Genomic DNA, 12673 nt, shown 5'->3' with positions numbered 1-12673 from the left:
TAGCAAAATACTCCCAAGCCAATTTGGGCATGACCAACATGAGCACGACTAACTTGAGCAAGGTGAGCTAATTAAAGTACAATGCAGTTAATTAAAGGCTTGGCTTACTTGTAACCCAAGCCTGTTTATTTTTAGGTAGAGAAAAACATGGCACAAACTCGCGGTAACTTATTTATTTTGTCAGCCCCTTCTGGTGCTGGTAAATCAAGCTTAATCAATGCGTTATTAAAAAAACACGCTGACATGAAAGTATCTGTATCACATACAACTCGCGCCCCTCGCCCAGGTGAAGAAAATGGCGTGCATTATCACTTTGTATCTACAGACGAATTTAAAGCGCTTATTGCCAAAGATGACTTTTTTGAATGGGCTCAAGTATTCGATAATTACTACGGCACATCAAAGCAGGCTATTGAGTCGCAACTTGATGCCGGTATTGATGTGTTTTTAGATATTGATTGGCAAGGCGCTCAGCAAGTGCGCAAAATTATGCCAAGCGTACAAACTATTTTTATTCTACCTCCTTCAAAAGAAGAATTAGAACAACGCTTAAATAACCGTGGCCAAGATTCGGCTGAGGTTATTGCCTCTCGTATGGCAAAAGCACAATCTGAAACATCACATTATAATGAATACGACTTTGTAATTGTTAATGATGACTTTGAGGACGCACTTGCCGACATAGAAATGATTGTAATGGCTCAGCGCTTAACACTAAAAGCGCAAGAAGATCGTCATCAAGTTTTACTAAATAGTCTGCTTAAATAATTTAAGCTTACTTAAATTAGACTTAGGCAAGTAAAACTGATAAAAATTGAACACTGGCTATTGGCGAAAGTGGCTCCTTGGAGTAAACTACGTCTTTGCTTTTAAATTATTTTTGGAGTGCTGTGATGGCCCGCGTAACAGTTGAAGATGCAGTAGATGCAGTTGGTAATCGTTTTGACTTAATTTTAGTTGCGGCTCGTCGTGCCCGCCAAATTGCTGTTGGTGGTAAAACTCCACTAGTAGACCCTGAAAACGATAAGCCAACGGTAGTTGCTTTACGTGAAATTGAATTAGGTTTAGTTGATAGCGCTTCAATGGACTTAATTGACCGTGAAGAACAACAACACCAAGAAGCAGCAGAATTAGCTGCTGTTGCTGCCATTGTTGGTGGCAACCAATAATCGACCTCCCGGTCTGATTTAGCCAACGGCGCAGTATTTCTACTATAGCCGTTGGCAATCCTTTCATTTCATCGTATATTCGTAGCTTACCTAATTTGCTTCACTAGGGCCTGTTGACCTTTCGAGGTTAAATTTGCAGCAGTATGCTTGGTATTTAGGCAAGGCAGAGCCTATGTAGTGTGGTTATTTCCCATAAATAGGCGATAACGCAGCATAAATGCCAAACATGTGCTGCCCAAAGGGTTCTGCCTAGGGGCAATTTACTCTTTGTTGCTCGATTTTTACTTAGCCCGCTAGGCTAAAAGCCTCGCGCCGCGATTAAATCGCCCCTAGATTGAACAAATTTTAATCCTGAAAGGTCAACAGGCCCTAGAACATTGGAGTGTGAATGTATCTTTTTGAAGGTCTTAAAAAGAAAATTTCAGAATACTTGCCCGCTGCTGATGTAGAGCTGGTTCAAAAATCTTACGTGGTAGCCCGAGAGGCCCATGAAGGACAAACTCGCTCAAGTGGCGAACCTTACATAACTCATCCAGTCGAAGTAACTCAAATTCTTGCAGGCATGCATCTTGATCACGAAACGCTCATGGCCGCGCTAATGCATGATGTAATTGAAGATACTGATTTTAGCCAACAAGATTTAGCCGAAATTTTTGGCGAAACTGTGGCAGAACTCGTTGAAGGTGTAAGTAAGCTCGATAAGCTCAGCTTTAAAGATAAAAAAGAATTCCAAGCTGAAAACTACCGCAAAATGATTATGGCAATGACTCAAGATATTCGAGTTATTTTAATCAAGCTTGCTGATAGAACGCACAATATGCGTACTTTAGGGGCACTGCGCCCAGATAAGCGCCGCAGAATAGCACGTGAAACGCTTGAGATTTATGCGCCAATAGCAAACCGCTTAGGTATTCACGATATTAAAAATGAGCTTGAAGACTTAGGTTTTCAAGCTTTATATCCAATGCGTCATCGCGCACTTAAATCTGAAGTAGCTAAAGCACGTGGTAATCGCAAAGAAGTTATCACTAATATCCAACATGAAATAGAAGCACGTCTTGAAGAGTCAGGCATTAAAGCGACTGTGTCAGGCCGTGAGAAACATTTATATAGTATTTATAAAAAAATGCTTAATAAAGAACTGCTATTTAACGAAGTTATGGATATTTACGCGTTTAGAATTGCAGTTGATTCTATGGATACGTGTTATCGCGTATTAGGTGTGGCTCATAGTCTTTATAAGCCTATAGAAACACGCTTTAAAGATTATATTGCTGTACCAAAAACTAATGGTTACCAATCGCTTCATACTTCATTAGTTGGCCCACACGGAATACCTGTTGAGATTCAGATTCGTACTCACGATATGGATCAGATGGCCGACAAAGGTGTAGCGGCGCACTGGATGTATAAAAAATCAGGTGATGGTGCAGGTAATACTTCGCAGCAACGTGCTCGCCAATGGATGCAAAGCTTATTAGAGCTTCAGCAAAGTGCGGGTTCATCGTTTGAATTTATTGAAAACGTAAAAACCGAGCTATTCCCAGAAGAAATTTACGTATTTACACCTGATGGTCGTATTGTTGAGCTACCAATGGGCGCTACCGCAGTCGATTTTGCGTATGCTGTTCATACTGATGTAGGCAACACTTGTGTAGGCGCTCGCGTTAATCGCAAGCCACATCCTTTAAGTAGGCCATTAGATACAGGGCAAACCATAGAGATAATAACAAGCTCAGGTGCCCACCCTAATGCAACATGGCTAAACTTTATTGTTACTGGTAAAGCACGCTTAGGTGTTCGTAATTACCTTAGAAGCCAGCATCATGAAGAGGCTATGCTTTTAGGACGTCGTTTACTTGATTCAGCATTAGGCGAAAACAAATTAGATAGCATTGCTGATGAAAATATAGCGAGAGTACTTGAAGAGCACGAACTAACTACGCTTCTTGAATTACTTGTAGAAATTGGCTCTGGTAACTTAATGAGTATGTTAATTGCCAAGCGCTTATTGCAAAATGACAATGACGATTTAACTGATATAACAAGCCAAGCTAAAGCGACCATTATTGGTACTGAAGGCATGTTAGTGAATTACTCTAAGTGTTGCCGACCTGTACCAGGCGATGCTATTACGGCTCATATAAGCCAAGGTAAAGGTCTGACCGTTCACCGCCAAGAATGTAAAAACATCCGTGGCTGGGAAAATGAGCGCTCTAAATACTTAGTTGTAAAATGGGACGATAACCCAGAGAAAGAATATATTGCAGCTCTGAGAGTTGAAATTATTAATCATCAAGGAGCTCTGGCTAAATTAACCAATGTTGTTACTACAACCCAAGCCAATATTGTCGAAATTACCACCGATGAAAAAGAAAGTAATTTATACGTGATAGATTTAGGGGTTACCGTTAAAAACCGTATCCACGTTGCTAACATTATGCGCCGCATTCGCGTTATGCCTGATGTACAAAAAGTCTATCGTAAAAAATAAAATAGGAAGCACATGAATAAAGCATTTATCTCTACCGACAAAGCACCCGCAGCTATTGGCACTTATAGCCAAGCAGTTAAAGTAGGTACCGCTGTTTATTTATCTGGTCAAATTCCACTAGTTCCAGAAACGATGGAAATGATTTCAGAAGATTTTAGCGAGCAAACGCATCAGGTATTTAAAAATATTGCTGCGGTATGTGAAGAAGCAGGCGGAAAAATTCACGATTTAGTTAAAATCAATATTTACCTAACTGATCTATCTAACTTCGCCACTGTAAATGAAGTGATGAGCCAATACTTTAAACAACCTTACCCAGCGAGAGCTGCATTAGGTGTTCGTGCACTACCAAAAGGTGCACAAGTTGAAATAGACGGGATAATGGAATTACCTTCTACCAATTAAGTATTGCAGGCTATAGAGCTTCTCTATAGCCTTTATTTTTTCTTTGTACTTCGCTTTTTCTGACTTCTTGACTCAAAAGTAAATTTCTAGCAATCTATAGTTGTATTTTTATAAATAAACTCAACTAAAGTAGTGAAAAAGGATTAACTCGTGTTTAAGCTTTCCCATAATGGAAATGTTGTACTTAATGTAAAAGAGCATACTCCTCCCAGCGCTGCATTTATTTTAGGGGCTCTTGAAAAGTCTAGTTTTTGTGAGTGTAAAATCGATCATGAATCCATAAACGATTTTTTTAAAAATGAAACCTCTGAACAAATACTTGTTGTGGCAAGTAAACATGATGCTGCATTAAATGTAACCATCAGCGACGATAAAATGCTGGCTATTGGTGAACTAACGCTTGCCCAAGGTGGAAAGTTATTAAATTTAGAGGATGCAAAAAAACAGCTTGTTAAAGCCGGGATTGTTCGTGGCTATAAACAGGCATTTTTAGAACAATTACTGCAAAAGCAATTTGAGCATTCTGCAGGTACTGTAGTTAAAGGCGTATTAGCTAAGGGTAGGCTCCCAAGTGACGGTTTAGCTAGCAAATTAATTGCAACAGTAAAAACTTTAAAAGATCGTTTAAAAACACCCAAGCTCCAAGAAGATGGCAGTGTGGATATGCGTGACTTTGGTAAACTTGCAAGCGTAGAGCCTGGCTCTGTGCTTATTCGTCAACAACCAGCAACTCCCGGCAAAGAAGGCTTTACCGTAATAGGTGACATACTGCCCGCAAAGCCTGGAGAAAATAAACAATTAGTAGCAGGCGAAGGCACTGAAATATCAAAAATGAATCCGCTTGAGTTAGTCTCAACTATTGCAGGTGTCCCCGTTGAAATAAATAATGGTATGCGTGTAGATGATATTTTTACCATTTCAGACGTGAACGTAAAAAGCGGCCATATTGATTTTGAGGGCAGTGTTATCGTCACTCGCAATATAGAACCAGGTATGAAAGTAAACGCCAAAGGCGATATTACTATATTTGGTACCGTAGAATCAGGCGAGCTTACCGCGAGTGGAGATATAACAGTTAAGCAGGGTATTATTGGCCATCAAAAAGCTGATGAACAATCACTTTCTTGTAAACTAGTTGCACAAGGTGATATTCATGTCTCTCATTCACAATATAGCTACCTAGAGGCGAATAATATATTTATTGAGCGCCAAACAAGCCACTGTGTAATGAAAGCCAAGCGTTTATTGCAAGTTGGTCAATCTGAGCTGCCCAAGGGGAAGATTTTCGGTGGTGAAATACTTGATGCAACTATGCTCATTGCTGGTGAAATAGGTAATGAATCTGGGGCCAAAATGATAATTAACTTGGCAGTATCAGCTACTGAAATAACGGCAAAGACCGATAGTTGTTTTAAAGATTTAGCTAAAACAGATGAGCAATTAGATACGCTTCAAGCCGCACTAGAAAAAACAAGTTTAGTCGCCGACATAGAAAAAAAGAATTTACTGATTAATAAAATTGGCGCAACCCAGCAGCATTATTGCCAACAATCCGAGCAATTAGAAAAACAACTTTCTAATTTAGAGCATGACTTACATAACCTACTTAACGACGCACGTTTTACTGCGAACTATATTCTACATTCTGGCGTAGAAATTCACATATTTAACAAAGTTTTTAAAACAACCCGTAATTATCCACCATGTACCGTTAAATTAGAAAATAATAAAATAGCAATTGAATTTAAAACGTCATAACCAAAGTGCTAGAAGCACTTTGGTTTTATTACTATAGTAAGTCACTTACCTCAGCATGTGTATGCTGCGGCCATACACCCACTTGCACTTGGCCAATATGCTGCTTTTGCAGCAATAGCATCGCTAGTCGCGACTGCCCTATTCCACCGCCAATTGTTTGCGGAAATTTACTTTGTAGTAGCGCTTTATGCCAATCAAACTCTAAGCGGTCTTCATCTCCAGTAGTACTTAACTGCGCTTTTAAAACCTCCGGACTTACACGTATACCCATTGATGATATTTCAAATGCATTTTCAAGCACTGGGTTCCATACCAAAATATCGCCATTTAAGCCCATGTATTGATCGCATGTTGGCGTAGACCAATCATCGTAATCTGGGGCTCTTACATCGTGAATTTTGCCATCTCCGAGTGCGCCACCAATACCAATTAAAAATACAGCACCATATTCTTGTGCAATGGCTTTTTCGCGTTGCTTAGCACTAAAATCAGGATACATTATACGTAGCTCTTCACTGTGCACAAACTTAATATCGTCCGGTAAAAATGGCGTTAAACCATAAGACTCGCTTACAAAAGCTTCCGTCTCTTTTATTCCTTTATAAATAGATTGAACAGTTTGCTTTAGTGTTGCCAGCGAACGTTCTGTCGTTTCGTTAATTACTTTTTCCCAATCCCACTGATCAACATATACAGAATGAATAGGACTTAATGAATCTTCATCTGGGCGCAAAGCCTTCATTTGAGTGTAAATACCCTCACCAACACTAAAGCCATAAGTTGCCAATGTTTTACGTTTCCACTTAGCCAGTGAATGCACCACTTCGTAGCGGCTATCTGTAATCGCTTTCACATTTACAGCAACTGCGTTTTCATGGCCGCTTAAGTTATCTTGCGTACCGTCGCCAACCTTAGCCAAAATTGGGGCTTGAACCTCAACCAGCCCAAGTTGGGTTTCTAGTTGTTGTGAAAAAAATTGCTTAACTTTACTTATTTGCTGCTGTTGCTGCACATAGTGTGAACTCATAATAATTGGCCTCATTCCCAGTTATTGCTACTTGCTTAATTGATAAAAAGCGATCTAATTAACGCCCTTAATGAAGTTAATGTAACGATTTAAAGGATTAATTCAACATCCCATAACAAAAATAGCTTTAATATATAAAAACCATCAATTAAATGGTATAAAAAGCATACATTCGATAATTTCATGAGAAAAATATAATGGAAAATTATTTAATCGATAATCTCGATAAACAGATACTTCATGCGTTAATGGCAAATGCCCGTACTGCGTACGCCGAATTAGCAAAAAGATTTAATGTAAGCGCAGGGACAATTCACGTAAGAATTGAAAAAATGAAGCAAGCAGGGATCATTACAGGCACCCAATTAACGATTAATACTAAACAGCTAGGCTACGATGTATGCTGCTTTATAGGTATTAATTTAAATAACGCACGTGATTACCCGCAAACGCTTATAAAGCTAGAAGCATTGGAGGAAGTGGTAGAGGCTTATTACACAACAGGTAACTACAGTATATTTATAAAGGTAATGACAAAGTCCATTGATCACTTACAAGATGTGCTGATTAATAAAATACAGGCAATAGAAGCCATTCAGTCAACAGAGACACTCATTTCTCTACAAAACCCAATTAGCCGTACGGTAATGCCTTAACTACAAAAATCTCGTATAATTGCCGAAAAAAGAGGATAACCATGCAGCAAACTCGCTATCAAAGAATCGAAGACGTACTTTCGCGCCGTCAAACAGACCTAACCGTGTGTTTAGAAGACGTGCACAAACACCATAACTTATCTGCAATAGTACGAAGTGCTGATGCGGTTGGTTGCCATCACGTACATGCTGTATGGCCTGAAAAGCAAAAATGGCTAACAAATAATACCTCAGGTGGCAGTAAAAACTGGCTAGAGACGCACTTACATAGAAATATTGATGATGCCGTTACTGCAATGCGTGAACGCAATCCAGAAATACAAATACTCGCGACTCATCTATCAGAAGATGCCGTTGATTTTAGAGAAGTAGATTACACCAAGCCAACGGCTATTATTGTTGGACAAGAAAAAACGGGGATATCAGAAAAAGCCCTAGAATATGCCGATCAAAATATTATTATTCCAATGCAAGGCATGGTGCAATCACTAAATGTTTCGGTTGCTGCTGCGCTAATATTGTTTGAAGCACAGCGCCAACGCGAGCTGGCTGGTTTATATAATAGAGATATGCTGAGCGCCGAAGTTAAGCACCCACTTTACTTTGAAGGCTGCCATCCTATTATCGCGAGGCAGTGTAAACAAAAAAAATTACCCTACCCCGCACTTGATGCAAACGGCGAAATAGTCGCTGACGAGCAATTTTGGCAAGCTTTAAAACATACTTGATGGGCTAAAGTTCTGTAAGTACACTTAGCCTACTCACAAATAATAAGATTGATACACTTTGTCTAAACCTAGCTTAAATCAATACCCAATTACAGAGCTCAAAGGGGTCGGCCCAAAAATGGCTGAGCGTTTGTTAAAGCTAGGTATTTTAACTGTGCAAGATATGCTTTTTCATTTGCCACTTCGCTATGAAGATCGCACTCGCTTATACGCGATTAGCGAGTTGTCACTTCACAGCCACGTAAGTGTTGAAGCAACAATTGAAACAAGCCAAATTACGTTTGGTAAAAGGCGCATGCTTGTTTGCCAAATCAATGACGGTACTGGCAGGCTAACACTACGATTTTTTAATTTTACCGCCGCACAAAAAAACGCATTTAGTGCAGGTAAAATAATACGTTGTTTTGGTGAAGTGCGCCGTGGCCGTGTTGGCTTTGAAATGAACCATCCTGAATACAGCATCAGCGATACCTCTAACGAGCAACCAGTAGCGACCACATTAACGCCCGTTTATTCAACAACCGAAGGTTTAAAGCAACTATCGATTAGGGCTTTAAGCGAGCAGGCTATTGATTTACTACATAAATACTCAGTAGAAGAACTACTGCCTTCACAGTGGCAGCCATCAAATATACCGCTAAGTGACGCCTTATTATTACTGCACCGCCCACCAAATGATGTTGATGTGACTGCATTAGAGCAAGGTACTCACCCTGCCCAACAGCGCCTTGTATTTGAGGAGTTACTTGCTCAAAACCTCAGCTTATTAAAAGTACGAGAGCAAGGGCAACAAGTTAAGGCCGTCGCATTAAATCCGGTAAACACATTAGAAAGCCAATTTTTAGAGCAACTTCCTTTTGCACCCACAAATGCGCAAAGCCGCGTAGTTGCTGAAATTAAAGGTGACATGCAACACGCGTATCCAATGATGCGTTTAGTACAAGGCGATGTAGGCTCAGGTAAAACCCTAGTAGCAGCACTTAGTGCACTAACAGCCATTGCGCAGGGCTTTCAAGTAGCTTTAATGGCTCCTACTGAAATTTTATCAGAGCAACATGGCGTTAATTTTACAACGTGGTTTAATCAACTAGGTATAACCGTTGCTTGGCTTGGCGGTAAAACAAAAGGCAAAGAGCGCGTAGCAACACTTGAAAAAATAGCCTCCGGTGAGGCGCAAATGATTGTAGGTACTCACGCTTTATTTCAAGATGAAGTTAAGTTTAATAACTTAGTGCTTATCGTTATTGATGAACAACACCGCTTTGGTGTCCACCAGCGTTTATCACTGCGCGAAAAGGGTAAGTTTGGTGATTGTTACCCTCATCAACTAGTTATGACCGCAACACCTATCCCACGTACGCTCGCTATGACCGCCTATGCCGACTTAGAAACCTCTGTGATTGACGAGCTACCTCCTGGGCGTACGCCAATTACAACAGTGGCACTTCCTGATACTCGCAGGGACGATATTATTGCTCGCGTTAAATTAGCGTGTAACGAGCAAGGCCGCCAAGTTTATTGGGTGTGTACACTTATTGATGAATCTGAAGTACTGCAATGCCAAGCCGCCGAAGACAGTGCACTACAGTTAAAAGAAGCGCTACCAGAGCTAAACGTAGGTTTAGTACATGGGCGAATGAAATCAGCTGAAAAACAAGCCATTATGAGCGAGTTTAAAGCAGGTAATATACATGTTTTGGTTGCCACTACGGTTATTGAAGTTGGTGTAGATGTCCCTAATGCGAGCTTAATCATTATAGAAAACCCTGAGCGCTTAGGCTTAGCACAGCTGCATCAGTTACGTGGGCGAGTTGGCCGTGGCGCTACTGCATCGCATTGCGTGCTTTTATACCATGCGCCGCTGTCTCATACCGCTCAAAAGCGATTAGGCGTACTACGCGATAGTAACGATGGTTTTGTAATAGCAGAGCGCGATTTAGAAATTCGTGGCCCTGGTGAAGTGCTCGGTACAAAACAAACAGGGTTAGCCGAGTTTAAAATTGCCGATCTTACCCGTGATAAGCACATACTTAATCAAGTAAGACCGATTGCACAGCAAATGCTTAAGCAACACCCAGAGGTTGTTGACCCACTAATTCAACGCTGGTTGGGTAACAAGCAAAATTACGCGCAAGCGTAACCACTCTATTTTCGATACTTTTGAGTTTACTAAGTTAATTTACTAAATTAGCTTACAAAGGATATAAAAAAGCTAGCCCTAAACAATATAGAGCTGACTACTGATATCTAAGCTAAGCAGCATAAAAGCGATTAGCGCCTTTTACTGCTCTTAGTTAAATTTAAGCTTTGTTAAGCTCAAAAATAAGCGATGTTTGCGGGAATGATATTGGCATTTGTAAACCAAACTGCATTAGCGCTTCACCTGTAAATGTTTGACCATTTACCGCAGCAATAGAAGATGGGCGATACTCGTCAAATTTTACCGGCCACACTAAATTAAGTGTGTACTGCGCATCGGCATCTAGGCCAACAAAACGAAGCTTATTAGGCGCTGTACGCGGTGTTTCGCGAACGCTGTTATAGGCAAATAACGCTTTTGTTTTTTGCTCATCGATTAAACCAAAGTTAATTGATAAATCGTCGCTATCTAGGCGGTATAAATCGGCGCTATGAATAAACTCACGATGCTCTTTGTGTAGTGCTATTGCCGCTTTAAGTGCATTGTATTCGTGATCGTTCAGTTCACGTGGGTCCATTTCGATTCCCATGTGGCCAAACATTGATACCGCAGCACGCATTTCAATACTTACATTACGCCCTGTGATATGACAATCACGTGGGCCTACGTGTGCCCCCATAACCGACGATGGGAAAAAGAACGAACATCCACGCTGTATTTCAAGGCGATCAAGCGCATCGTTTGAATCTGACGTCCATACACGGTCTGTGTGTGCAAGTACGCCGTAATCTACACGTGCACCACCTGACGAACAGCTTTCTATTTCAAGCCCTGGATGCGCCGCTTTAATACGATCAATTAAACGATAAAGTGCCAATGTTTGCTGGTGCACAGCAGGCTTACCATCAAAATTACCCGCATGGTTAATATCGCGGTTCATATCCCATTTAATGTACTTAATAGTTGGGTATTCAACTAAAATATCGTCAATCGCTTTGTATAGGTACTCAACAACCTCAGAGCGGGTTAAATCAAGTACTAGCTGATTTCTAAAGCTTAACTGTTCGTTGTTTTCAGATCCTAAAACCCAATCAGGATGCGCACGGTATAAATCGCTATCAGGGTTGACCATTTCTGGTTCAAACCAAATACCAAACTCCATACCTAAGCTATTCACATGATCAATAACTGGTGATAAACCATCGGGGTAAATTTTGTAATCTACTGTCCAATCACCTAAACCAGCGTTATCGCCACGGCGGCCTTTAAACCAACCATCATCAAGTACAAAACGTTCAATACCTAACGGCGCTACTTTGTCGGCTAGCTGCTTAAGCGTGTCTACGTCGTGATCAAAGTAAATGCCTTCCCATGTGTTGTAATGCACAGGACGCGTTTTTTCACGCTGTGCTTGGCTAAGTAAATTAGCTTTAACAAAACGATGAAAATTACGAGAAAGCGCACTAAAGCCTTCACTCGAAAACGAGCCATAAATGCTCGGGCTTTGATACGTTTGACCTTTAGCAAGCGTAAGCTCACCAGGAAGTAATAGCTCACCCATTTGCACGTAACGACGACCTTCAGCTAGAAGCTCTGCGCGTAGTTTATTGTTGCCGCTCCAACCTAAATGAAAGCCGTAACATTCGCCGTGCTGCTCGCCTGCATTTTCGTTATGCACTAATAAACCAGGAAATACATCGTGTGATGTTTTGCCTTTACGGTTTTCACGAACAAAACTGCCTAAGACTAAATCAACCGATTGACGCTGGAATTCGTTTGACCAACGACCTTCAAAGCTCACTATTTTGCTTACGCTATCTGGCAATTGAAATGTTGGCGCGGCGCAAAAATTAACGCCCAGTGGTGAGCCGCCTAAATTAGTTAATACAGTATGTGCACTAAGTACGTCAGTGCTTTTATCAAGTGTAATGCTGTGCACGACTTCAATACCACGAAGCTTATCTACGCTTACAAATTCAAGTGTTGCGGCTGAAGGCTGACGAACTTCTTGAAGTTGTGGCCCTACTGACCATGCGATTGAATCATTTACTAGCTCAAGCCCTGGCGCACCAGTAAAGCCTTCGCCTAATAACGGAGATAGAGAAATAGGCGCTTCTTCAACCACGGCACATTTTACTTCTTGACGCGTAGCAAGCTGAGTTAGCATTGTTTCTGTTGTTTGCTCAGATAGGCGTTTACCAAAGTACAGTAACGCCGGTGTTTTGCTCTGGCAGTCGAAAATAACGGTGCTGTTTACACTGTCTAATCGATAAAATGATTTAGTGTCGGCCATGAT

10 protein-coding genes are annotated in these 12673 nt (G+C 40.9%); 8 read left to right on the top strand and 2 right to left on the bottom strand.

The annotated features are described in order from the left end of the window. Positions 1-147 precede the first annotated feature (147 nt). The 5 genes from gmk to GQR54_RS13705 all read left to right on the top strand — a co-directional run bounded on the left by gmk (position 148) and on the right by GQR54_RS13705 (position 5826). Positions 148-768 carry a guanylate kinase gene (gene gmk, locus GQR54_RS13725; protein WP_024593430.1) on the top strand — a complete coding sequence of 207 codons (621 nt, stop codon included), beginning with the start codon at positions 148-150 and terminating at the stop codon, positions 766-768. Between the two features lie 125 nt (positions 769-893). Next, a complete protein-coding gene (gene rpoZ / locus GQR54_RS13720; protein ID WP_007378835.1) occupies positions 894-1169 on the top strand; it encodes a DNA-directed RNA polymerase subunit omega in 276 nt (91 codons plus the stop codon). Between the two features lie 388 nt (positions 1170-1557). Further along, positions 1558-3663 carry a bifunctional GTP diphosphokinase/guanosine-3',5'-bis pyrophosphate 3'-pyrophosphohydrolase gene (gene spoT, locus GQR54_RS13715; protein ID WP_166378313.1) on the top strand — a complete coding sequence of 702 codons (2106 nt, stop codon included), beginning with the start codon at positions 1558-1560 and terminating at the stop codon, positions 3661-3663. 12 nt (positions 3664-3675) lie between these two features. Further along, entirely contained in the window at positions 3676-4068 is a 393-nt protein-coding gene (locus GQR54_RS13710) for a RidA family protein (RefSeq protein WP_007580015.1), read from the top strand. Positions 4069-4218: 150 nt separating this feature from the next. Then, positions 4219-5826 carry a FapA family protein gene (locus GQR54_RS13705; protein WP_166378311.1) on the top strand — a complete coding sequence of 536 codons (1608 nt, stop codon included), beginning with the start codon at positions 4219-4221 and terminating at the stop codon, positions 5824-5826. Between the two features lie 31 nt (positions 5827-5857). On the opposite strand, the gene asnA is transcribed toward GQR54_RS13705, so the two are convergent. Then, positions 5858-6853, bottom strand: coding sequence for an aspartate--ammonia ligase (gene asnA / locus GQR54_RS13700; protein WP_166378309.1), 996 nt, complete (start codon positions 6851-6853; stop codon positions 5858-5860). A 197-nt stretch (positions 6854-7050) separates the two neighbouring features. Between asnA and asnC the strand changes: the two genes are divergently transcribed. Genes asnC through recG form a run of 3 tightly spaced genes read left to right on the top strand, consistent with a single transcriptional unit; the run spans position 7051 to position 10377 of the window. Further along, positions 7051-7509, top strand: a complete 459-nt coding sequence (asnC, locus tag GQR54_RS13695; protein ID WP_002958822.1) for a transcriptional regulator AsnC — start codon at positions 7051-7053, stop codon at positions 7507-7509. Between the two features lie 41 nt (positions 7510-7550). Further along, positions 7551-8237: a tRNA (guanosine(18)-2'-O)-methyltransferase TrmH gene (trmH, locus tag GQR54_RS13690; protein WP_166378307.1), complete on the top strand. Its 687-nt coding sequence runs from the start codon at positions 7551-7553 to the stop codon at positions 8235-8237. Positions 8238-8295: 58 nt separating this feature from the next. Further along, complete coding sequence (gene recG, locus GQR54_RS13685; protein ID WP_166378305.1) at positions 8296-10377, top strand: ATP-dependent DNA helicase RecG; 2082 nt, start codon at positions 8296-8298, stop codon at positions 10375-10377. A 160-nt stretch (positions 10378-10537) separates the two neighbouring features. On the opposite strand, the gene GQR54_RS13680 is transcribed toward recG, so the two are convergent. Further along, a complete protein-coding gene (locus tag GQR54_RS13680; RefSeq protein WP_166378303.1) occupies positions 10538-12670 on the bottom strand; it encodes an alpha-galactosidase in 2133 nt (710 codons plus the stop codon). Positions 12671-12673 lie beyond the last annotated feature (3 nt).

Source organism: Pseudoalteromonas sp. Z9A4 (assembly GCF_011378845.1).
Taxonomy (GTDB): Bacteria; Pseudomonadota; Gammaproteobacteria; order Enterobacterales; family Alteromonadaceae; genus Pseudoalteromonas; species Pseudoalteromonas arctica.
This window is presented reverse-complemented; position numbering and strand designations above follow the sequence as displayed.